The organism is Streptomyces sp. NPDC045956, assembly GCF_056430705.1.
Genome location: NZ_JBWKKZ010000007.1, coordinates 318,395 through 339,641, shown reverse-complemented (window position 1 = coordinate 339,641; position 21,247 = coordinate 318,395). Strand labels below are relative to the sequence as shown.

At 72.1% G+C, this 21,247-nt stretch carries 17 protein-coding genes and 1 tRNA gene; 10 read left to right on the top strand and 8 right to left on the bottom strand.

Features of this window, described 5'->3' with window-relative positions:
• Positions 1-8: 8 nt before the first annotated feature.
• Positions 9-776, top strand: coding sequence for a class E sortase (locus tag AC07FV_RS20745; RefSeq protein ID WP_479088842.1), 768 nt, complete (start codon positions 9-11; stop codon positions 774-776).
• Between the two features lie 96 nt (positions 777-872).
• Here the strand turns inward: AC07FV_RS20745 and pknB are convergent, their stop codons facing one another.
• From pknB to fhaA, 6 genes are all read right to left on the bottom strand, one after another.
• Positions 873-2,900 carry a Stk1 family PASTA domain-containing Ser/Thr kinase gene (pknB, locus tag AC07FV_RS20740; protein WP_479088841.1) on the bottom strand — a complete coding sequence of 676 codons (2,028 nt, stop codon included), beginning with the start codon at positions 2,898-2,900 and terminating at the stop codon, positions 873-875.
• 190 nt (positions 2,901-3,090) lie between these two features.
• Positions 3,091-4,563, bottom strand: a complete 1,473-nt coding sequence (locus AC07FV_RS20735; protein ID WP_479088840.1) for a peptidoglycan D,D-transpeptidase FtsI family protein — start codon at positions 4,561-4,563, stop codon at positions 3,091-3,093.
• A complete protein-coding gene (locus AC07FV_RS20730; protein WP_053134044.1) occupies positions 4,560-5,996 on the bottom strand; it encodes an FtsW/RodA/SpoVE family cell cycle protein in 1,437 nt (478 codons plus the stop codon). The genes AC07FV_RS20735 and AC07FV_RS20730 overlap by 4 nt, the downstream gene beginning before the upstream one ends.
• Before the next feature lie 27 nt (positions 5,997-6,023).
• Positions 6,024-7,586, bottom strand: coding sequence for a Stp1/IreP family PP2C-type Ser/Thr phosphatase (locus tag AC07FV_RS20725; protein ID WP_479088839.1), 1,563 nt, complete (start codon positions 7,584-7,586; stop codon positions 6,024-6,026).
• A gap of 141 nt (positions 7,587-7,727) precedes the next feature.
• The gene (gene fhaB, locus AC07FV_RS20720; protein WP_053134047.1) at positions 7,728-8,246 is read right to left on the bottom strand and encodes an antibiotic biosynthesis regulator FhaB; all 519 of its coding nucleotides are present in this window, start codon (positions 8,244-8,246) and stop codon (positions 7,728-7,730) included.
• Positions 8,247-8,256: 10 nt separating this feature from the next.
• A complete protein-coding gene (gene fhaA / locus AC07FV_RS20715; RefSeq protein ID WP_383650463.1) occupies positions 8,257-9,141 on the bottom strand; it encodes an antibiotic biosynthesis regulator FhaA in 885 nt (294 codons plus the stop codon).
• Positions 9,142-9,695: 554 nt separating this feature from the next.
• Between fhaA and AC07FV_RS20710 the strand changes: the two genes are divergently transcribed.
• A tRNA-Leu gene (locus AC07FV_RS20710) sits at positions 9,696-9,782 on the top strand.
• A 95-nt stretch (positions 9,783-9,877) separates the two neighbouring features.
• Here the strand turns inward: AC07FV_RS20710 and AC07FV_RS20705 are convergent.
• On the bottom strand, positions 9,878-10,732 hold the full coding sequence (locus AC07FV_RS20705; RefSeq protein ID WP_479088838.1) for a dioxygenase family protein: 855 nt from the start codon (positions 10,730-10,732) through the stop codon (positions 9,878-9,880).
• 410 nt (positions 10,733-11,142) lie between these two features.
• Here AC07FV_RS20705 and AC07FV_RS20700 point away from each other — a divergent pair, with 410 nt between their 5' ends.
• The 6 genes from AC07FV_RS20700 to AC07FV_RS20675 all read left to right on the top strand — a co-directional run bounded on the left by AC07FV_RS20700 (position 11,143) and on the right by AC07FV_RS20675 (position 17,120).
• Positions 11,143-12,576, top strand: a complete 1,434-nt coding sequence (locus AC07FV_RS20700; protein ID WP_479088837.1) for a DUF2252 domain-containing protein — start codon at positions 11,143-11,145, stop codon at positions 12,574-12,576.
• Positions 12,577-12,651: 75 nt separating this feature from the next.
• The gene (locus AC07FV_RS20695) at positions 12,652-13,467 is read left to right on the top strand and encodes a hypothetical protein (protein WP_479088836.1); all 816 of its coding nucleotides are present in this window, start codon (positions 12,652-12,654) and stop codon (positions 13,465-13,467) included.
• A 50-nt stretch (positions 13,468-13,517) separates the two neighbouring features.
• Entirely contained in the window at positions 13,518-13,847 is a 330-nt protein-coding gene (locus AC07FV_RS20690; protein ID WP_366766528.1) for a rhodanese-like domain-containing protein, read from the top strand.
• Between the two features lie 242 nt (positions 13,848-14,089).
• A complete protein-coding gene (locus AC07FV_RS20685) occupies positions 14,090-15,031 on the top strand; it encodes a DUF5819 family protein (RefSeq protein ID WP_479088835.1) in 942 nt (313 codons plus the stop codon).
• Complete coding sequence (locus tag AC07FV_RS20680) at positions 15,028-16,338, top strand: HTTM domain-containing protein (protein WP_479088834.1); 1,311 nt, start codon at positions 15,028-15,030, stop codon at positions 16,336-16,338. The genes AC07FV_RS20685 and AC07FV_RS20680 overlap by 4 nt, the downstream gene beginning before the upstream one ends.
• Entirely contained in the window at positions 16,335-17,120 is a 786-nt protein-coding gene (locus tag AC07FV_RS20675) for a TrmH family RNA methyltransferase (RefSeq protein WP_479088833.1), read from the top strand. The genes AC07FV_RS20680 and AC07FV_RS20675 overlap by 4 nt, the downstream gene beginning before the upstream one ends.
• Here AC07FV_RS20675 and paaN read toward each other — a convergent pair.
• Complete coding sequence (gene paaN / locus AC07FV_RS20670; RefSeq protein WP_479088832.1) at positions 17,117-18,808, bottom strand: phenylacetic acid degradation protein PaaN; 1,692 nt, start codon at positions 18,806-18,808, stop codon at positions 17,117-17,119. The genes AC07FV_RS20675 and paaN overlap by 4 nt on opposite strands.
• A 158-nt stretch (positions 18,809-18,966) precedes the next feature.
• On the opposite strand from paaN, the gene AC07FV_RS20665 reads away from it, so the two are divergent.
• Positions 18,967-20,508 carry a 3-hydroxyacyl-CoA dehydrogenase gene (locus tag AC07FV_RS20665; protein ID WP_479088831.1) on the top strand — a complete coding sequence of 514 codons (1,542 nt, stop codon included), beginning with the start codon at positions 18,967-18,969 and terminating at the stop codon, positions 20,506-20,508.
• A complete protein-coding gene (locus AC07FV_RS20660) occupies positions 20,505-21,107 on the top strand; it encodes a TetR/AcrR family transcriptional regulator (RefSeq protein WP_356602556.1) in 603 nt (200 codons plus the stop codon). The genes AC07FV_RS20665 and AC07FV_RS20660 overlap by 4 nt, the downstream gene beginning before the upstream one ends.
• Positions 21,108-21,247: the final 140 nt, after the last annotated feature.

The window sequence follows — 21,247 nt, the reverse complement described above, 5'->3', positions numbered from 1 at the left end:
GATGACCAGTGGCATCGACCACCGACACGCAGCACCAGGAGAACGCCGGCGAGGACGGCCCACCGCGGCCCCCGGCACGCCGCCGCGGCCCCGGGCGGATCGTCGCCCAGGCCGTCAGCGTCTTCGGCGAACTCCTCATCACCGCGGGCCTGGTGCTCGGCCTGTTCGTCGTCTACTCCCTGTGGTGGACGAACGTGGTCGCCGACCGCGCGGCGGACGAGCAGGCCGACAAGGTCCGTGACGACTGGGCCCAGGACCGGGTCGGGCCGCACGGTCCCGGGGCGCTCGACACCCGGGCGGGCATCGGCTTCCTGCACGTCCCGGCGATGGGCAACGGCGACATCCTGGTCGAGAAGGGCACGTCGATGAAGATCCTCAACGACGGCGTGGCCGGCTACTACACCGACCCGGTCGAATCGGCGCTCCCGACCTCGGGCAAGAAGGGCAACTTCTCGCTCGCGGCCCACCGGGACGGGCACGGGGCGAAGTTCCACAGGATCGACAGGATCGAGAAGGGCGACGCGATCGTCTTCGAGACCAAGGACACCTGGTACGTCTACAAGACGTACGCCGTCCTCCCCGAGACGTCGAAGTTCAACGTCCGGGTCCTCGACCCCGTCCCGAAGGAGTCCGGCAAGAAGAAGGCCGGGCACTACATCACCCTGACGACCTGCACGCCGGTGTACACGAGCCGCTACCGGTACGTGGTGTGGGGCGAGCTGGTGCGCACGGAGAAGGTCGACGAGGAGCGGACGCCGCCGGCGGAGCTGCGCTGACCGGCGTCCCCGGCGGCCGAGCGGCCCCGCGCGCACGACGGAGCCCCGGTCCCTCGGGTGAGGGGCCGGGGCTCCGTCGTCGGTCCGTACGGCGGGTCAGTCGTCGTTGCCGCGGAGGCCGCCGATGAAGCCGCCGCCGTTGTCACCGCCGCCGCCGTTGCCGTTGCCGTTGCCGTTGCCCCCGACGGTGGTGAGGGTGATCTGGGTGGCGGCCGGGTCGTCGACCTCGGTGCCGGGCTGCGGGTCCATGGCGATGACCACCGCGTTGTCCTCGCCCGGAGCGCCCTGGGCGATCTGGACGTTGGTGAAGCCGCTCTGCTGGAGGATCTGCCGGGCCTCCGAGAGGGGCTTGGTGCGGACCTCGGGGACCTTCGTCTTCTGCACGGCCTTGCCGACGACGATCGTCACCTTCGACCCCTTGTCGACCGTCTGGTTGGCGGCCGGCGTCGTGGAGATCACCTTGTCGACCTGGTTCGGGTCGTTGGTGGGCTGGTCCGTGCAGGTGGCCTCGAGGTCGTTGTTCTGCATCTGGGCCTTGGCCTCGTCGCAGCTGCGGCCGAGCACGTCGGGCACGGTGGCCCTCTCCTCGGCCTTGGCGACCTCCAGGGTCACCGTCGAGCCCTTCTCCAGCTCGGTGCCCGGGTCCGGGTCCTGGCTGAGGACCGTGCCCTCGTCCTGGGAGGACTCGGTCTGCTTGGTCTCGACCTTGAAGCCCTTGTCCTCGAGCTGCTGCCGTGCCTCGTCGATGTTCTTGTCGATGACGTTGGTCACGGCGACCTTCGGCGCGCCGGTCGAGACGACCAGGTCGACGGTGGACTTCTTCTTGACGTCGGTGCCCTGCTCGGGGTTCTGCGAGCAGATGTTCCCCTTGGGCTGCTCCTCGCAGGGTTCCTGCTTGAAGGTCAGTTCCAGGTCGGAGTTGGTCGCCAGCTGCTGGGCGTCCGCTTTGGTCTGGCCGACGAAGGCGGGCACCGGCACGTTGTCGTTGCTCGGCCCCCCGTCGTCGCCGAAGACCTGCATGCCGATCAGGATCGCGCCGACCAGGACGAGGACGCCGGCCAGCACCAGGAAGATCGTCGAGGTGTTCGACTTGCGCGGCTGCTGGCGGCGCCGGTCGGGGCGCTCGTCGTAGCCGTAGCCGCCGTCGTCCGGGTTCATGGGCGGCAGCATGGACGTGGCGCCCGCACCCGCGTCGGAGCGCAGGGCCGTCGTCGGCTGGTCGTCCGGGTAGGCGCCGTAGCCCCCCGCGGCCATGGCACCCATCGCGGCGGTGGCGGCGACGGGCTGGCCGTCGAGGCACGCCTCGATGTCGGCCCGCATCTCGTCGGCCGACTGGTAGCGGTAGTCCGGGTCCTTGACCAGGGCCTTCAGCACGATCGCGTCCATCTCGGGCGTGATCTCGGGGTCGAAGACGCTGGGCGCCTGCGGTTCCTCGCGTACGTGCTGGTAGGCGACGGCGACCGGGGAGTCGCCGACGAAGGGCGGCCGCACGGTCAGCAGCTCGTAGAGCAGGCAGCCCGTGGAGTACAGGTCGGACCGAGCGTCGACCTGCTCGCCCTTGGCCTGCTCCGGGGAGAGGTACTGGGCGGTGCCGATCACCGCGGCGGTCTGGGTCATCGTCATGCCGGAGTCGCCCATGGCGCGGGCGATGCCGAAGTCCATGACCTTGACCTGGCCGTTGCGCGTGAGCATGACGTTGGCCGGCTTGATGTCGCGGTGGACGATGCCCGCCCGGTGCGAGTACTCCAGAGCCTGGAGGATGCCGATCGTCATCTCCAGCGTCCGCTCGGGCAGCAGCTTGCGGCCGGAGTGGAGCAGCTCACGGAGCGTGGAACCGTCGACGTACTCCATCACGATGTACGGGATGGACACGTTGTCGATGTAGTCCTCGCCCGTGTCGTAGACCGCCACGATCGCGGGATGGTTGAGCGAGGCGGCCGACTGGGCCTCCCGGCGGAAGCGGGCCTGGAAGGACGGGTCGCGCGCGAGGTCCGCGCGCAGTGTCTTCACCGCCACCTGGCGTCCGAGCCGGGTGTCATGAGCGTGGTAAACCTCCGCCATGCCACCACGACCGAGCACGGGGCCCAGCTCGTACCGGCCGCCGAGGCGACGCGGCTCTTCCATGGTTACCTACCAGCCCTCTCCGTCGGTCCCGACCGGCATGCTTGTACGGTCGGAGGCTGCCGTCCGGCCTACCGTACCCGGCTCGTTCCGGGTGACCTGGCCAAGCTCGATACCCGATACAGGACCGGTATCGCAACGTGCGCCTATGTGAAGGGGACGTGACCGGAGTCACGTCCTGTTCCGTCCGTGGTCACTTCCTGCTGTCCAGAACGGCCTCCATCACGTTCCTCGCGATCGGCGCCGCGAGGCCGCCTCCGGAGATGTCGTCACGGACGGCGTTCTCGTCCTCGATCACCACGGCCACCGCGACGGGCGCGCTGCCGTCCTCGCCCTTGGCGTACGAGATGAACCAGGCGTAGGGGTTCTCGCTGTTGTCGACACCGTGCTGCGCGGTACCGGTCTTGCCACCCACGGTGACGCCGTCGATCTTGGCGTTGGTTCCGGTGCCGTCCTCGACGACGGTCTCCATCATGGACTGGAGGATCTGGGCGTTGTCCGCGGAGAGCGGCTCGCTCATCTCCTCGGGCTCCGTCTTCTCGATGGTGTCGAGGTTCGGGGCCTGGAGTTCGTCGACCATGTACGGCTTCATCAGCTTGCCGTTGTTGGCGATGGCCGAGGTGACCATGGCCATCTGGAGGGGCGTCGCGGCGGTGTTGTACTGGCCGATGGAGGAGAGCGCGGTCTGCGACGGGTTCATGTCGTCGGAGAAGACCGAGGCGCTGGAGCGGACCGGGACGAACTGCTCCTCGGTGAAGCCGAACTTCTTGGCCGTCTCCAGCATCTCGTCGTTGCCGAGGTCGGAGCCGATCTTGCCGAAGACCGTGTTGCAGGAGACGCGCAGGGCCTCGCGGAGGGTGGCGTTCTCGCAGGGGAGGTCGCCCTCGTTGGGCAGTTCGGTGGTGGTGCCCGGCATGGTCCAGGGCAGCGGGGAGTCGGTCTTCTCGTCCGCCGAGTCGTACCTGCCGTGCTCCAGGGCGGCGGCCGCGGTGAGCACCTTGAAGGTGGAGCCGGGCGGGTAGACCTCGCGCAGCGCGCGGTTGAGCATCGGGTCGTTCGGGTTGTTCTTCTTCTGGAGCCGGTTCCAGGCCTCGCCCGCGGCCTCGTTGCTGCCGGCGATCGCGGTGGGGTCGTACGACGGGTACGAGGCCATCGAGAGGATCTTGCCGGTGGACGGTTCGAGCGCGACGACCGCTCCCTTGGCGCCCTGCTTCTTCAGACCGTCGTACGCGGCCTTCTGCGCGGCGCTGTTGAGGGTGGTCACGACGTTGCCGCCCTCGCGCTTGCGGCCCGTGATCATGTCGAGGGTGTTGCGGAAGAACAGCCGGTCGTCGTTGCCGGTGAGGATGCCGTCGTCGATGGCCTCGAGCTGGGTCGCGCCGTAGGCCTGGGAGACGTAACCGGTGACGGGCGCCCACATGGCGCCGTCCTTGTAGGTGCGCTTGTACTTGAAGTCGCCCTTGGTGGTGGCATGCCCGGTGATGGCCTTGCCGTCGACGATGATGTCGCCGCGCGGGGTGGCGTACCGCTCGATGGCGACGCGGCGGTTGTGCTCGTCCTCCTTGAGCTCGTCGGCCTGGACGTACTGGAGCCAGTTGTCGCGGACGAGCAGGGTGAGCACCAGGAGGCCGCAGAAGAGCGCGATGCGGCGCAGGGGCTTGTTCACGGTCGGACCACCTGGGTCATCTCGGCGTCTGGGTTGGCGGGAGCGGCGGGTGCCGGTCTGCGCGCGGTGTCGCTGATGCGCAGCAGGATGCCGATCAGCGCCCAGTTCGCGATGACGGAGGAGCCTCCGTACGCCAGGAAGGGCATGGTCATACCGGTGAGCGGGATGAGGCCCATGACACCGCCGGCGACGACGAAGACCTGGAGGGCGAAGGCGCCGGAGAGGCCGATGGCCAGGAGCTTGCCGAAGGGGTCGCGGGCGGCGAGTGCGGTGCGCACGCCGCGCTCGACGATCAACGCGTAGAGCAGCAGCAGCGCCATGAGGCCGGCCAGGCCGAGTTCCTCGCCGAAGGTGGCGAGGATGAAGTCGGAGTTGGCGGCGAAGCGGATCAGCTCGGAGTGGCCCTGGCCCCAGCCGGTGCCGAGGGTGCCGCCGGAGCCGAAGGCCCACAGGGCCTGCATGGCCTGCTCGGAGTGGCCCCCGACGCCCGCGCGGGAGAGCGTGTACTCCTTCATCGGGTCGAGCCAGGCGTCGACGCGCTGCTGGATGTGGGGCTCGAAGCTGGCGACGCCGACGGCGCCGACCCCGGACATCAGCAGACCGAACACGATCCAGCTGGTCCGCTCGGTGGCCACGTACAGCATGATCACGAACATGCCGAAGAACAGCAGCGAGGTGCCGAGGTCGGTCTCGAAGACCAGGATGAGGATCGAGACCATCCAGACGACCAGGATGGGGCCGAGGTCGCGGCCGCGCGGCAGGTAGAGGCCCATGAAGCGGCGGCTGGCCAGGGCCAGCGCGTCGCGCTTCACCATCAGGTAGCCGGCGAAGAAGATCGCCAGGACGATCTTGGCGAACTCACCGGGCTGGATGGAGAAGGAGCCGACCTGGATCCAGATCTTGGCGCCGTAGATGTTCTTGCCCAGGCCCGGTACCAGCGGCAGCAGCAGCAGGAACAGCGCGCCGACCATGGAGATGTAGGTGTAGCGCTGGAGGACGCGGTGGTCCTTCAGGAAGATCATCACGGCGACGAACAGGGCGATGCCCATCGCGGTGTACATCAGCTGGCGGGGCGCGGCGGTGCCGGCCTGCTGGATGTCCTGGAGCAGCTCGGACTGGTCCAGGCGCCAGATGGCGACGAGTCCCAGCCCGTTCAGCAGGGTGGCCAGCGGCAGCATCAGCGGGTCCGCGTACGGGGCGAACTTGCGCACGACGAGGTGGCCGACACCGGCCAGCAGGCCGAGGCCGAGCCCGTAGCTCAGCAGGCCGGCGGGCACCTCGTCGTTGATGGCCAGCCCCACGTTGGCGTAGGCGAAGACCGGGATGAGGACGGCGAACACGAGCAGTGCCAGCTCGGTGTTGCGCCGGCTCGGCGCGCCGATGGCGCCGATCGTGGACGTGTGGTGCGTCGGCGAGTTGGTAGTACTGCTCATCGTGTGACAGGGCCTCTCACGGCTTGCCTACTGCTTACCGCACAGCGAGACGACCTTCTGCTCTTCCTCCGAGAGGGTCGGTCCTGAGCCTGGAGTGGGTGCGGTCGTGGACGGGGACTCGGACGATTCGGGTGCCTTCGGCGACTGCGACGTGTTCGGTGACGCGTTCGGTGTCGGTGAGGCCTTGGACGTGAAGGAGGCGGGAGTGGTTCCCGTGGTGCCTCCGGCCTCGCCCTCGCCCGTCTTCGCGTTCTTCTCGGTCTCCGCGGTGCGCCGGTCGGCCTGCTTCTTGCAGGCGGAAGCCTGCACCGCGAGTTCCTCGATCTTGGCCCGGGCGTTGTTCAGGTCGCTCTCGGGGATGGTGGCCTCGACCAGTTTCTGCTGGTAGGGCGGCAGGTACTTGAGTTCGATCTCGGGGTGGTCCTTCTGGACCTTCGAGAGCGACACCCAGGCGAGGTCCTGGCTGATGCCCCGGTACAGCGCGAGGTGGTCGTCCTTGGTGCCCACGTAGTACTGGGTCTGCGTCCAGCGCCAGCCGCCGTAGACGCCGCCGCCGATGACGGCGAGGGCGAGGGCGGTGTAGAGGGATCTCTTCAGCCACCGGTGGTTCTTGCGGGGTTTGACGAAGTCGTCGGGACCGTAGTCGTCGAAGTCGCCGGCGGGGAGGTAGCCGGTGGTGTCGCCGCTGCCGGGCGGGCCGAACTCGCCGCCCCCGCCGCGCTGTCCGCCGCCCTGGCGGCCGAGGCCCGCGGCGCGGCCGGCCGGGGTCTGCATGATGCCGTTGTCGCCGAACTGGGCCTGGTTCTCGGCGACGGCGCCGACGACCACGGGCGTGTCGGAGAGCTGCCCGGCGAGGGTGTCGCCGGTGTCGAGGTCGAGGACGTCGGCGACGATGACGGTGATGTTGTCGGGGCCGCCGCCGCGCAGCGCGAGCTGGATCAGCTCCTGCACGGTCTCCTGGGGGCCCTGGTAGCTGGCGAGGGTGTCCTCCATCGTCTGGTGGGAGACGACGCCGGAGAGTCCGTCGGAGCAGATGAGGTAGCGGTCGCCGGCCCGGACCTCGCGGATGGACAGGTCGGGTTCGACGTGGTCGCCGCTGCCGAGGGCGCGCATCAGCAGGGAGCGCTGCGGGTGGGTGCCCGCCTCCTCCTCGGTGATCCGGCCCTCGTCGACCAGGCGCTGCACCCAGGTGTGGTCCTGCGTGATCTGCGTGAGGACGCCGTCGCGCAGCAGGTAGGCACGGGAGTCGCCGACGTGGACCATGCCGAGGCGCTGGCCGGTCCAGAGCAGGGCGGTGAGGGTGGTGCCCATGCCTTCGAGGGCGGGGTCCTCCTCGACCATCTGCCGCAGCTGGTCGTTGGCGCGCTGCACGGCGGTGCCGAGGGAGGTGAGGATGTCCGAGCCGGGCACGTCGTCGTCGAGCGCGACGATGGTGGAGATCACCTCCGAGGAGGCGACCTCGCCGGCGGCCTGTCCGCCCATGCCGTCGGCGATGGCGAGCAGGCGCGGACCGGCGTAACCGGAGTCCTCGTTGCCCTCCCGGATCATGCCCTTGTGCGATCCGGCAGCGAAGCGCAGTGACAGACTCATGCGCACCTCGCCCGTCGGCTCCGACTGCAGCCGGTCGTGTCGAGCCACACTGCCCACCCTCCGGTCGGGAGCGCGCCGGGGCCCGGGGTGCCGGCCGCCGCTGCGTGCTCGCTCCGCTCGCGCTCATTCATTGGTGTAGCACTACTTCCGCAGCTCGATGACGGTCTTGCCGATGCGGATCGGCGCGCCCAGCGCAACGGGCGTGGGAGTCGTCAGCCGGGACCGGTCCAGGTACGTGCCGTTGGTGGAGCCCAGGTCCTCGACGATCCACTGACCGTTCTGGTCCGGGTAGATCCTGGCATGGCGGCTGGAGGCGTAGTCGTCGTCCAGCACGATCGTCGAGTCGTGTGCCCGGCCGAGCGTGATGGTCTGGCCCTGGAGGGCAACGGTGGTGCCGGTGAGGGTGCCCTCCGTCACGACCAGTTTGGTGGGCGCGCCGCGGCGGCCCCGGCCGCCGCTCTGCTGCTGGCGCTGCGGTGGAGGCGCCTGGCCCTGGCGCGCGGTGGCCTGCTGTGGTCGGGCGGCTTCGCGCCGCGCCCCGCGCTGGGTGACCCGCGTACCGAACAGGTCGCTGCGGATGACCTGCACGGCCACGATCACGAACAGCCACAGTACGGCGAGAAAACCCAGCCGCATGACCGTGAGGGTCAGCTCTGACATTGCCCCCGGATCACCCTTCGGCTTGCCTGTAGATAACGGTGGTGCTGCCCACGACGATCCGTGAGCCGTCGCGGAGCGTAGCGCGGGTGGTGTGCTGCCCGTCCACCACGATGCCGTTGGTGGACCCGAGATCCTGGATCGTCGAGGGCGTTCCGGTCCGGATCTCGCAGTGCCGGCGGGAGACGCCGGGGTCGTCGATCCGCACGTCGGCCTCGGTGCTGCGTCCGAGCACGAGGGTCGCGCGGGAGATCTGATGGCGGGTGCCGTTGATCTCGATCCAGTGGCGGGTGCGTCCGCCGGGCGCGGCCGCGGCGGGGGGCTGCTGGCCGCCCGCGGGCTGCGGGTAGCCGTACCCGCCGGGGCGGCCGCCGGGCGGCGGCGCGCTCGGCATGGGCGGGGCGCCCGCGGGGGAGGCGGGCTGCGGGTATCCGTAGCCACCGCCCGGGGCTCCGGGCCGCCCGGAGGGGGCCGGGGGCGCGGCCGGGCCCGAGGAGGCCGGGCCGCCGCCCTGGTGGCTGCTGGAGGAGGCGAGCGTACGGCTGCGCACCCGGTACAGACCGGTGTCGAGGTCGTCGGCCTTCTCCAGGTGGACCTTGATCGGTCCCATGAAGGTGTAGCGCTGCTGCTTCGCGTAGTCCCGGACCATGCCGGCGAGCTCGTCGCCCAGCTGGCCGGAGTAGGGGCTGAGGCGCTCGAAGTCGGGCGTGCTCAGCTCCACGATGAAGTCATTGGGTACGACGGTGCGGTCGCGGTTCCAGATGGTCGCGTTGTTGTCGCATTCGCGCTGGAGCGCTCCCGCGATCTCCACGGGCTGCACCTCGGACTTGAAGACCTTCGCGAAGGTGCCGTTGACCAGACCTTCGAGACGCTGCTCGAACTTCTTCAGGACTCCCATGGGGCACCTCCTCCGTCGCTGCCGTCCTGTCCACTGCCGTGCGCACTGCTGCCCTGCGTACTGCTGCCCTGCGTACTGTCGCCCTGTGTCCTGCCCGGATGTGTACCGCTCACCCGCGCACTGTCCACCTGGTACTGCTTACTGATCGTATCCACGCGCCGGTCGATCGGCTGGTTCCCCCTGTCGGCCCGGTCGACGGGTGTCGACGCCTCTCGGAGTTCCCGCCGAAGGTCCCCTTCGAACTCCCGGGGCCCCACGGGACGCGCTCCCGCAGGTACTCATGCCCAGGATCGTAGGGGCGGCCGCAGACCAGTGTCCCGCACCTGACCGCGGACCCCTACCGGCTCCCGGGGAGACGGCCCGGACCGGTACGAGGTTGATACGTGAACGGCCAGGAGCCGGGACGAGTGCCCGAAGGAGGGCGGGCGCCCCGGTCCCGGTCCCCCGGTGCCTCCCGCCTGGAAAGGGATGTGAATCCACCCCTTCCAGCGTGCTAATGTTCTCGTGTCGGAAGGCGCCGGACCGCAAGGAAAGGCCCCGAGGACACACCCAATGCGCGGGTGGCGGAATAGGCAGACGCGCTGGATTCAGGTTCCAGTGCCCGCAAGGGCGTGGGGGTTCAACTCCCCCCTCGCGCACCAGTCGAAAGCCCCCCAGGTCTCGGACCTGGGGGGCTTTCGCGTGTCCGCTTCCGGTGCGGCTTCGTCCGGTGCGCCGTGCTGCTGTGAGGAAGGTCTCAGCTCTCCGGGCGCCACAGGGCGGGCACGTGGGGCGGCTCCCATCCCGCCATCGAGGTGTGGGCCTGGAGGCAGCGGTAGGAGCGGCCGCCGTGGGTGACGCGGTCGCCGGCGGCGTACGGGCGGCCGGCCGCCCAGGTGCCGCTCGGCGGGTCGGTCGGCGGGTCGGTGGGGTCCGGGCCGGGGGCGCCGTCCACGTCCAGCACGAAGTCGAAGGTGGCCTCCCTGCCGCCGCCGGCACTGCGGACGTTCATCAGCAGGGCCGGGTCGAAGAGGGCGTCCGTGCCGTTGCGGGGTTCGCCGGGGAAGTACAGCTGGGTGGTCAGAACGGGTTCACCGGGGGCCTGCGCCTTGACGTGGATGTGCCGGGTGCGGCCCGGGTAGAGACCGGGGACGATCGTCCGGAGGGTGAACCGGCCCGACGCGTCGGTGAACTGGTGGCCCCGGAAGGCGTATCCGGCCATGTCGTAGGCGCCGGCGTTGTCGGCCTGCCAGAAGTCGACGAGGACGCCGGGCAGGGGGACGCAGTTCCGGCCGAACACGTAGCCGCTGACGGCCAGTCGGGTGCCGGCGGCACCGGGAGTCACCAGGTCGGTGCGGAGCGGGGAGTTCGGTTTGAAGTAGGGACCCTCCATCTGGTCCGGCGTCGGGTCGTCGCCGTCGTCGCAGAAGGGGGTCGGCGGCAGCGTCCCGCCGGGGGAGGAGTGGGCGGCGTCCCGGGCGAGCGCGAGGGAGCCGGTGGCGAGCAGCGGGACGGCCGCGCCGGCGGCCACGGCGGCCCGCAGAAGCGTCTTGCGGCTGACGCCGCCGGTGGGGGCGGGGCCGTCGGGGGTGGCGGGCGTGTCGGAGGTCATGGCGGTTCCTCGGTCTCCTCGGTGGGGGTGGTCCCCGTGAAGGCGGACGGGGCGTACGGCATCCGGGACGTCGGGGACGGGAGCGCGCCCTCCGGCGCGGGGCAGGCTGCTGTTCTGCGGAGGGCGCGCCCCGGGGTGATCGCTGGCCACCGTAGGCGCGGCGGTGAGGGCACGGGCACCCTCTGCTCCGCCCTTTGCCCGGCGTTATGCGGGGGTGGTGGACGGGCTCGTGCGGGGGTGTGGTGGGGGTGGGCGGGCATGGCCGTGTACGGGCGGATCGACCGGGGGTACGGTCGTGGCGCGGTGACGCCGGTGGACGACGGCGGGCCGGTGTGAGCGGGCGAGGCCCGAGCGCGGCTCGGGTCGGGTCGGGTCGGGTCGGGTACGAGGGAAACGGGGAGGCGGCCGGGATGACGGATGCGAAGCCGGGGGCGCGTACGGACGCGGGGGTGCCCGCGGGCGGGCGGGTGCCGGTCGTGCCGGGGTTCGCGCGGTGGCCCTGCGCCGATTCGCCGAAGGCCGAGGGCAAGGCGCTGCGCACGCGTGTCCCGCGCTCCGCGCACGCCGCCCTCGACCTGGACGGTTCCCGGCCGGATGCGGTGAGCGCGGTCGAGGCGTCCAACCGGGGCCGGATACCCGGGCTCGTCCCGCTGCGGGTGGGGCGGATGACGGCCACGCCGTTCGCCTTCCTGCGCGGGTCGGCCGGGCTGATGGCGTACGACCTGGCGCGCACGCCGACGACCGGGATCGGCGCCCAGATCTGCGGCGACGCGCACGCCGCCAACTTCGGTCTCTACGGTGACGCCCGCGGTGACCTGGTCATCGACCTGAACGACTTCGACGAGACCGTCTTCGGCCCCTGGGAGTGGGATCTCAAGCGGCTCGCCGCCTCCGTCGTCCTCGCGGGCCGGGAGGCCGGCGCCGACGAGGACACCTGCCGTGAGGCCGCCCACGACACGGCCGGCGCCTACCGGCGCACCATGCGGCTGCTGGCCAAGCTCCCGGCGCTGGACGCCTGGAACGCCATCGCGGACGAGGAACTGGTCTCCCACACCGACGCCCACGACCTGCTCGGCACCCTGGAGCGGGTCTCGGAGAAGGCGCGGGCCAACACCAGCGGGCGCTTCGCCGCCAGGTCCACCGAGTCCACCGAGGACGGCGGGCGGCGCTTCGTGGAAGCCCCGCCGGTGCTGCGCCGGGTCACGGACGAGGAGGCGGCGGCGGTCGCGGCCTCCCTGGAGCAGTACCTGACGACCCTGTCCGAGGACCGGCTTCCGCTGCTGGCCCGCTACGCGGTGCACGACGTCGCCTTCCGGGTCGTGGGGACCGGCAGCGTGGGCACGCGGTCCTACGTCGTGCTGCTCCTGGACCATCGCGGCGAACCGCTCGTGCTCCAGGTCAAGGAGGCCCGGCCCTCCGCGCTGCTGCCGCACCTGGCGACCGCGGGCTTCGACGTCGCCGAGGTGGCGCACGAGGGGCGCCGGGTGGTCATGGGGCAGAAGCGCATGCAGGTGGTCAGCGACAATCTGCTCGGTTGGACCTCGGCCGACGGGTTGCCGTACCAGGTGCGCCAGTTCCGCAACCGCAAGGGCAGCGTGGACGCCACGGCGCTGGCCCCCGACCAGATGGACGACTACGGGCGGATGACCGGGGCCCTGCTGGCCCGCGCCCACGCGCACAGCGCCGACCCGTGGCTCATCGCCGGCTACTGCGGGAAGAACGACGAACTGGACGAGGCGGTCGCCGCCTTCGCCGTCGCCTACGCCGACCGCACCGAGGCCGACCACGCCGAGCTGGTCGCCGCGGTGCGGGCGGGCCGGGTCGCGGCGGAGCGGGGGGTGTGAGGGCATCCCCCCGGGGCGTCGGCGTCCGTCGCGCGGGCCGGAGGCGGCGGGCGGATCGTGGCCTAGGCTGGACGGGTGACGACGCCGGAAGCTGAGCCCGAGCAGGGGGGTGCGCCGCGTCCCGAGGAACGGCTGGAACAGGCCGTACGGGCCGCCGAGCAGGCACTCATCGAGTACGAGATCGCGCTGGAGACCTTCCGCGTGGAGGTCGAGAACTTCTCGCGGCTGCACGAGCAGCGGCTCGGCCCGGTGTACGCCCGGCTCGAGGAGCTGGAGGCGCAGATCCTGGAGGCCCGGGCCGCGCGCACCGGCGACGCCGAGGACCGGCGCCGGGCCGACGAGGCACGGGCCGCGCTGCTGCCGATCCCCGGGGTCGAGGAGCTGCTGAACGGCTGGATGGACGGGGACGGGCTGTTCCCCGAGGCCTCGGCGATGCTCACCGACCAGGCGGTACGGCCGCCGCAGCGGGTGCGGCCCGGCGAGGAGGCCCGCAGGCTCTACCGCGAGCTGGCCCGCAAGGCCCACCCCGACCTGGCGCAGGAGGAGGACGAGCGGGTCCGGCGTGAGGAGTTCATCACCCGGGTCAACGCCGCCTACGCCCGCGGTGACGCGGACCGGTTGCGGGAGCTGGCCGAGGAGTGGGCCGCGGGTCCGGTGCCCGAGCGGCGTCCGAGCCGCGGCGAGGAGCTGTACGCCCGGCTCGACTGGCTCGACCGGCGCAAGGAGATGCTCACCCTGCTCGCCAAGGAGCTGGAGGAGAGCGCGATCGGCGCCATGCTCCGGCTGGCCCCGGACGATCCCGACCGCCTGCTGGAGGAGATCGCCGAGCAGTTGGCGACCCAGGTGCGGGAGCGGGAGTCGGAGCTGGCGGCGGCGCGCGGGGAGGACTGAGCCGGGGCGGTGGCTCCGGTAGCGTCTAAGGCATGAGTTTCGGAGCTGGTGTGCCCACGGTCGAGGTCACGGACCTCAAGGACGGCGACTTCCTGCTGGACGTCCGCGAGGACGACGAGTGGCAGGCGGGTCACGCCGCCGGGGCGCTGCACATTCCCCTCAGCGAGTTCGTCGCCCGGTACGGTGAGCTGACCGAGGCCGCCCCGCAGGACGGGCGGGTCCACGTGATCTGCCGGTCCGGTGGACGTTCGGCCCAGGTCACCATGTACCTGACCCAGCAGGGCGTCGACGCGGTGAACGTCGACGGCGGCATGCAGGTGTGGGCCGCGGCCGGCCGGCCCGTGGTGGACGGCAAGGGCGAGCCGGGGCACGTCCTCTAGGGCCGTGCGGCGGGCCGTCCGGTCCGTCCCCGCGTCACCGCGGGCGCGTCGGCGCGTGCCGGTTCCGGACGGCGGATGTGGTGACGGCCACGGCGCCGTCGGTCCGACGGGGGCTGTGCGGGCGGACGGTCCTGAGTACCGTTCCCGTTCGAACGCTGCCGAGCAGCCGCACGAGGGGCGCCCGTGTGCCCGGTGGGGCGGGACGGGAGTGGAACGACGGATCGGGACCGGAACGGGGCGGGATGGACGCGTACGACACAGGCTCGGACGCCCGGCAGGGGCGTGACGAGCGGGAGGGCCGGGCCGAGCAGGAGCGCTCGGAGCCCCCGGAGCGCGAGGGCTCGGGTCCACCTGATCCGAAGGGCTCGGACGGGTCCGGCCGTCCCGAACGGCCGGGAACACCGGAAGAGCTCGAAGAGCCCGAACAGTCCGAAGAGCTGCGTGAGCCCGCCCGGCCGGAGCAGTCACACGTCCCCGCCCGGTCCGAGGCCGAGGGCGGGGACGGGGTCGGGTCTCCCGGAGAGGCCGTGCAGCCCCGTACCGGTGTCGCCGCACTCTCCCCGCGCTACCAGGTCGGGGCCGTGGTGGCCCTCGCGGTCGTCGCGGCCGCGGTCTGCGCGCACATAGGCCTGGTCTTCCTGCACGTGGCCCCGTCCAACACGCTCACCAAGCAGCACGGTGCCGCGGTCGACGAGTGGATCTTCCCGGAGTTCGAGCAGAACTGGAAGCTCTTCGCGCCCAACCCGCTCCAGCAGAACGTCTCCGTCCAGGTCCGCGCCGAGGTGAGCGAGGCGGACGGCTCCATACGCACGACCGGCTGGTACGACCTGTCCGCCGAGGACGGCCGGGCCATCGACGGCAACCCGCTGCCGAGTCACACCCAGCAGAACGAACTCCGCCGGGCCTGGGACTTCTTCGTCGCGTCCCACGACTCCGACAACCGCCCGGTGGGCCTGCGGGGCACGCTGTCCGAGACCTATCTGCGGCGCATCGCGATGCTGCGCCTCGACCGTGCCGAGGCCGCCGGGCCGGGCGGTGCCGTCGAGCGCGTCCAGTACCGTTCGCGGACCACGAACGTGGAGCCGCCCTCGTGGAGCGGCGAGAAGGTCTCCGACCGGGCGACGTACCGCGAGCTGCCCTGGTGGTCGGCGTCCACCCGTGAGAAGGAAGGGGAAGCCGCGTGAACGGCATCACCCTCTCGGTCTCCCGCGGTATCGCCCGCGTCACCGGTGCCGCCCTCGGTCCCTACCAGACCGCCGTGATCCGCATCGGTTTCAGCGCCACCTGGCTGCTCTTCCTGCTGCGCGAGCTTCCGCACCGCGACGAGCTGTACGGGCCCGGCAGCCCCTGGACCCACGACCTCGCCGAGCAGCTGATCGCCGACAACGGCGCCTTCACGGCGCTGATGTGGTCCGACGGACGGGCCTGGTTCGAGATCGTCTACGCGCTGGCCGTGCTGAGCAGTGTGCTGCTCCTGCTGGGCTGGCGTACCCGGACCATGTCCGTCCTCTTCATGGTCGGCGTGCTCTCGCTGCAGAACCGCAGCGTCTTCATGGGGGACGGCGGCGACAACGTCCTGCACCTGATGAGCATCTACCTGGTCCTCACGCGGTGCGCCCAGGTGTGGTCGCTGGACGCGCGCCGGGCGCGGCGGGAGGACGAGGCACGCGCGCGCGGGGAGCGGGTCGTCGACCGGGTCGGTCCGGCGCTGTGGTGCGTGTTCGGGTTCGTGCTGCTGACGGTGACGCTGGCGGGCGGACTGGACGGCGACTGGTTCGTCCCGGCGCTGCTGTGGGCGGTCTGGGTCGCGCAGGGCCTGTGGTGGGCCGTCGGGCGCCTCGGCGGGAGCGGCGAACCGCGTCTGCTGCTGGACGTGGTCACCAACATCGTGCACAACGGCGCGCTGGTGGTGATCATGGCCGAGGCCTGCCTGATCTACGCCACCGCGGGCTGGTACAAGATCCAGGGTTCGCGCTGGCAGGACGGCACCGCGGCCTACTATCCGCTGCACCTGGACTACTTCTCGCCGTGGCCCGCGCTCTCCGACGCGCTGTCCGCCAACGGCACGATGGTCATGCTCATCACCTACGGCACGGTCGCCGTGCAGGTCGCCTTCCCGTTCACGCTGTTCAACCGGCGGGTCAAGAACGTGCTGCTGGCCGCCATGATGACGGAGCACGCGGTGATCGCCGTGACGTTGGGGCTGCCGTTCTTCTCGCTGGCGATGATCGCCGCCGACGCGGTCTTCCTGCCCACCTCGTTCCTGCGCCGTGCGGGGGACCGGGCGGTGCGGGTGCGGGACCGGCTGACGGGCCGGCCGGCGGGCGGGGCCCGGGCCGGGCGCGGAGACGGTGGCGACGGCGCGGCGGCGGTGCCCGGCCCCCGGGACGGGGCGGGCGGACCGGGCGGACCGGTCGCCGGGGACGGCGCGCGGGCCGCGGCTGGGGACAGGAAGGACGCCGGGCAGGCGCACGTAGGCTTCGGGGCATGACCGACTCCGACCTGCTGGGCGCCTGGCGCCGGCACGCCGGTGCGTGCGTGCTGCTGGACGGCTTCCACGCCCTCAAGCACGCGCTGCGTTTCGGCGCCGAGGTCCCGGTGGCCGTCACCGGCGACCGCGCGGGCGCCCTGGCCCTCGCCGACGAGCTGGCTCCGGACGTACGGGAGGTCCTGGACGCCCTGCTGGCCGAGGTGCCGCAGGAGACCTACGTCTCCCTCGTCCCGCGTCCGCACCCCACCGCGGTGGCCGCCCTGGCCGTACGACCCGCGCGGGAGGCCCATCTGCGGGCGCTGGGGCACCTGCCCCGCGCCGCGCCCGTCGTCGTCCTCGACCAGCCCCGCAACCTCGGCAACGCGGGGGCGGTGATCCGGCTGGCCGCCGGCTTCGGGGCGACCGGTGTCGTCACCACCGGCACCCTCGACCCGTGGCATCCCACGGTGGTGCGCGGCGGGGCGGGGCTGCACTTCGCGACCGTGGTGGAGCGGCTGGAGGTCGCTCAGCTGCCGCCGGGGCCGGTGTTCGCGCTGGACCCGGAGGGCGAGGACATCCGGGGGCTGGAGCTGCCGGACGACGCGCTGCTGGCGTTCGGCTCCGAGCGCAGTGGGCTCTCGCCCGAGCTGCGCTCGCGCGCCGACCACCTGGTGGCGCTGCCGATGCGCCCCCAGGTCTCCAGCTACAACCTCGCGACCAGCGTGGCCATGACGCTGTACCACTGGAGCGCGACCGGGGGCGCGGTCCGGGCCTCCCGGGAGGCGGCCCCGGGACGGGCCTAGGCCTCCCGGCGCACCTCCACGACCCGGAAGCGGTTCGCGACGAACGCGCCGTCGCACAGGGCCGCGTTGGCCGCCGGGTTGCCGCCCGAGCCGTGGAAGTCGGAGAAGGCCGCCGTCTGGTTGACGTACACCCCGCCGGTGAGGTTGAGGGAGAGCTGGGCCGCCTCCTCCAGGCAGACCTCCCGCACCGCCTCCTCGACCTCCGGGTCGGTCGTGTACGCGCCCACCGTCATCGCGCCCTTCTCCCGGATGCCGTGCCGCAGCAGCTCCACGGCGTGGCCGGCGGAGTCGACGGCGACGGCGAAGGAGACGGGGCCGAAGCACTCGCTGGTGTAGGCGGCCTCGTCCTCCGGCTTGGCCCCGTCCAGCTTGACGATCACCGGGGTGCGCACGGTCGCGTCCGGGAACTCCGGGTGGGTCACCTCGCGGGAGGCCAGGGCGACCTCGCCGAGGCCGGCGGCGGCCTCCAGACGGGCCTTGACGTCCGGGTTGACGATCGCGCCGAGCAGGGCGTTGGCGCGGGTGTCGTCGCCGAGGAGTCCGTCGACCGCCCGCGCCAGGTCGGCGGTCACCTCGTCGTAGGACTTCGCGCCCTGGTCGGTGCGGATGCCGTCGCGGGGGATCAGCAGGTTCTGCGGGGTGGTGCACATCTGGCCGCTGTAGAGGGACAGGGAGAAGGCCAGGTTGGACAGCATGCCCTTGTAGTCGTCGGTCGACTCCAGGACCACCGCGTTGACCCCGGCCTTCTCGGTGAAGACCTGGGCCTGGCGGGCGTTGGCCTCCAGCCAGTCGCCGAAGGAGGTGGAGCCGGTGTAGTCGATGATCCGGATCTCGGGGCGGGTCGCCAGGGTCCTGGCGATGCCCTCGCCGGGGCGCTCGGTGGCCAGCGCGACCAGGTTCGGGTCGAAACCGGCCTCGGCGAGGACCGCGCGGGCGGCCTGCACGGTCAGCGCGAGGGGCAGCACCGCGCGCGGGTGGGGCTTGACCAGCACCGCGTTGCCGGTGGCGAGGGAGGCGAACAGGCCCGGATAGCCGTTCCACGTGGGGAAGGTGTTGCAGCCGATGACCAGGCCGATGCCGCGCGGCACCGGCGTGAACTGCTTGGTCAGCGCCAGCGGGTCGCGCTTGCCCTGCGGCTTCGTCCACTCCGCGGTGTCGGGGGTGCGGACCTGCTCCACGTACGCGTACGCCACCGCCTCCAGGCCGCGGTCCTGCGCGTGCGGGCCGCCCGCCTGGAAGGCCATCATGAAGGCCTGCCCCGAGGTGTGCATGACGGCCTGCGCGAACTCCATCGTCCGGTCGGCGATCCGCTTGAGGATCTCCAGGCAGACCATCGCGCGCAGCTCCGCGCCGGCGTCCCGCCACGCCTTCTGCCCGGCCCGCATGGCGGGCAGCAGCACGTCGACGTCCGCGTGCGGGTACGTCACGTTCAGCTCGATCCCGTACGGGGAGACCTCGCCGCCCACCCAGTCGTCGGTGCCGGGCTGGCCGAGGTCGAGGCGGGTGCCGAGCAGGGCGTCGAAGGCGGCCTTGCCCGCGGCCATGTCCAGGCTGCCGTTCTCCCCGTAGGCCTTGGGGTGCTCGGGGTGGGGGGACCAGTACGCGCGCGTGCGGATCGTCTCCAGCGCCTGGTCCAGGGTCGGCCGGTGCCGGTCGATCAGCTGGTGCGCGGTGAGTTCGGCGGCCATGCGGGACCAACTCCTCGTCTCACGAGCTCTCCGTCGAGTCGTGACCTGGGGGAAACCTGGGCAGAAACAGGCGGACACGGCTAGAGTAACCGAACGATCGGTCGGGACAAGGGGGACCGCCGCATCTGTGGAAAACCCCGTGCGGGAGGATCGCGCACATGACAGCACTCGACCTCAGCAGCCCCGTGGCCGTCGTCGGCACCGGCACCATGGGCCAGGGCATCGCCCAGGTGGCGCTGGTCGCGGGCCACCCCGTACGGCTGTACGACGCCGTCGCCGGGCGGGCCCGGGAAGCGGCCGACGCGATCGGAGCCCGGCTCGACCGGCTCGTCGAGAAGGAGCGGCTCACGGGCGCCGAACGGGACGCGGCCCGCGCCCGGCTGGAGCCCGCCGAGCGGCTCGCCGGCCTCGCCGACTGCGCGCTGGTCGTCGAGGCGGTCCTGGAGCGGCTGGACGTCAAGCAGGAACTGTTCCGCGCCCTGGAGGACGTCGTCGGCGAGGACTGCCTGCTCGCCACCAACACCTCCTCCCTGTCCGTCACCGCCATCGGCGGCGCGCTCCGCTCCCCGGGCCGCTTCGTCGGCCTGCACTTCTTCAACCCGGCGCCCCTGCTGCCGCTGGTCGAGGTGGTCTCCGGCTTCGCGACCGACGAGGCGTCGGCCACGCGCGCGTACGAGACGGCCCGCGCCTGGGGCAAGACCCCGGTCGCCTGCGCCGACACCCCGGGCTTCGTCGTCAACCGCATCGCCCGGCCCTTCTACGCGGAGGCCCTCGCGGTGTACGAGGAGCGGGCCGCCGACCCCGCCACCGTCGACGCGGTGCTGCGGGAGTCGGGCGGCTTCAGGATGGGCGCCTTCGAGCTGACCGACCTCATCGGGCAGGACGTCAACGAGTCCGTGACGCGTTCCGTGTGGGAGGCGTTCTTCCAGGACGTGCGGTTCACGCCCTCGCTGGCCCAGCGCCGCCTGGTCGAGTCGGGCCGGCTCGGCCGCAAGAGCGGGCAGGGCTGGTACGACTACCGGGACGGGGCCGGGCGGCCCGCGCCGCACACCGCCGAGCCCGCCGAGCGGCCCGCGTACGTGACCGCCGAGGGCGACCTGGGGCCCGCCGCCGAGCTGGTCGAGCTGATCCGCGAGGCGGGCATCGAGGTCCGCGAGGAGAGCGGCGACGACCGGCCGTTCGCGCCGCTCGCCGGGGCCGGGGCACTCACCCTTCCCGGTGGCGGACGGCTGCACCTCACCGGAGGGCAGACCTCCACCGAGCTGGGTGACGTCGTCCACTTCGACCTCGCCCTCGACTACCGGCGGGCCACGCGCATCGCCCTGGCCCCCTCCGGGACCGCCTCGCCCGGCACCCTGGCCGAGGCCACCGGCCTCTTCCAGGCGCTCGGCAAGCAGGTCAGCGTCATCGGCGACGTCCCCGGCATGATCGTGGCCCGCGCGGTCGCCCGGATCGTCGACCTGGCGCACGACGCGGTCGCCCGGGGCGTCGCCTCCGCCGAGGACGTCGACACGGCCATGCGCCTCGGTGTGAACTATCCGCTCGGGCCCCTCGAGTGGGGCCGCCGGCTCGGCCCGTGGTGGGTGCACGACCTGCTCGGCGAGCTGCACCTGCGCGAGCCCACCGGGCGCTACGCCCCGTCCCGCGCGCTCAACCGCCAGGCGCATCTGGCCGACGCAGGGGAGGACACCCCCTCATGACCACCGCCAAGCGCGACACGTACACGCCCGAGACCCTCCTCTCCGTGGCCGTGCAGGTCTTCATCGAGCGCGGCTACGACGGCACCTCCATGGAGCACCTGTCCAAGGCGGCCGGCATCTCCAAGTCGTCGATCTACCACCACGTCACGGGCAAGGAGGAACTGCTGCGCCGGGCCGTGAGCCGGGCCCTGGACGAGCTCTTCGCCATCCTCGGCGAGGAGCACGCGTGCGTGGGGTCCGCCGCGGAGCGTCTGGAGTACGTCGTGCGCCGCATGGTCGAGGTGCTCATGGCCGAGCTGCCCTACGTGACCCTGCTGCTGCGGGTGCGCGGCAACACGGACACCGAGCGGTGGGCGCTGGAGCGGCGGCGCGAGTTCGACCACCGGGTCGCCGACCTGCTGAAGGCGGCGGCCGCCGAGGGGGACGTGCGCGCGGACGTGGAGGTGCGGCTCGCGACCCGCCTGGTCTTCGGCATGATCAACTCGATCGTGGAGTGGTACCGCCCCGAGGGCCCCGGCGGCCGGGGCGGCGCGCGGGAGCGCGAGGTGGTCGACGCGGTGGCGCGCCTGGTCTTCGGGGGCCTGCGCAAGGCTTCCTGAGCCGGGCGGGCGGCGGTCCGGTGGGGCGCGGTCCGGTGGGCGGCGGTCCGGTGGGCGGCGGTCCGGCGGGCGGCGGTCCGGTAGGGCGTGCTGCGGCGTGCGGCGGTCCGGTGGGGCGCGCTCCGGCGTGCTGCGGTCCG

Bases quoted from the DNA above. Each gene is read 5' to 3' on its own strand.
- pknB (WP_479088841.1), bottom strand. From the start codon at position 2,900: ATGGAAGAGCCGCGTCGCCTCGGCGGCCGGTACGAGCTGGGCCCCGTG.
- AC07FV_RS20730 (WP_053134044.1), bottom strand. From the start codon at position 5,996: ATGAGCAGTACTACCAACTCGCCGACGCACCACACGTCCACGATCGGC.
- AC07FV_RS20725 (WP_479088839.1), bottom strand. From the start codon at position 7,586: ATGAGTCTGTCACTGCGCTTCGCTGCCGGATCGCACAAGGGCATGATC.
- fhaB (WP_053134047.1), bottom strand. From the start codon at position 8,246: ATGTCAGAGCTGACCCTCACGGTCATGCGGCTGGGTTTTCTCGCCGTA.
- fhaA (WP_383650463.1), bottom strand. From the start codon at position 9,141: ATGGGAGTCCTGAAGAAGTTCGAGCAGCGTCTCGAAGGTCTGGTCAAC.
- AC07FV_RS20705 (WP_479088838.1), bottom strand. From the start codon at position 10,732: ATGACCTCCGACACGCCCGCCACCCCCGACGGCCCCGCCCCCACCGGC.
- AC07FV_RS20700 (WP_479088837.1), top strand. From the start codon at position 11,143: ATGACGGATGCGAAGCCGGGGGCGCGTACGGACGCGGGGGTGCCCGCG.
- AC07FV_RS20685 (WP_479088835.1), top strand. From the start codon at position 14,090: ATGGACGCGTACGACACAGGCTCGGACGCCCGGCAGGGGCGTGACGAG.
- AC07FV_RS20675 (WP_479088833.1), top strand. From the start codon at position 16,335: ATGACCGACTCCGACCTGCTGGGCGCCTGGCGCCGGCACGCCGGTGCG.
- paaN (WP_479088832.1), bottom strand. From the start codon at position 18,808: ATGGCCGCCGAACTCACCGCGCACCAGCTGATCGACCGGCACCGGCCG.
- AC07FV_RS20665 (WP_479088831.1), top strand. From the start codon at position 18,967: ATGACAGCACTCGACCTCAGCAGCCCCGTGGCCGTCGTCGGCACCGGC.
- AC07FV_RS20660 (WP_356602556.1), top strand. From the start codon at position 20,505: ATGACCACCGCCAAGCGCGACACGTACACGCCCGAGACCCTCCTCTCC.